Raw genomic sequence first — 263 nt, 5'->3', positions numbered from 1 at the left:
TGTTTGCTGCCGGCGGTCTGAATAATGGTGGCGTCAATGACGGCGGCGGATGCTTTCTCTATTTTTAGACCTTTTTCGGTCAGTTGGCGATTAATCAGTTCCAGTAATTCGGACAGGGTGTTGTCTTGCGCCAGCCAGTTGCGGTAGCGGCATAAGGTGCTGTAATCGGGGATGCTCAGTTCGTCAAAACGGCAAAACAGGTTGAAGTCGATGCGGGTGATGAGGCTGTGTTCGAGTTCGGGATCGGAGAGGCTGTGCCATTG

General features: G+C 52.5%; 1 protein-coding gene. It reads right to left on the bottom strand.

Annotated elements, in window-relative coordinates; translation table 11 throughout:
* Positions 1-263: transposase (locus HMPREF2596_RS04935; RefSeq protein WP_141762670.1), on the bottom strand; the 263-nt coding region annotated here is incomplete at both ends.

It is taken from the genome of Neisseria sp. HMSC078C12 (assembly GCF_001838065.1).
Classification (GTDB): Bacteria; Pseudomonadota; Gammaproteobacteria; order Burkholderiales; family Neisseriaceae; genus Neisseria.
The sequence above is the reverse complement of the archived record's forward strand: the minus strand, read 5'-3'. Positions and strand labels throughout refer to the sequence as shown.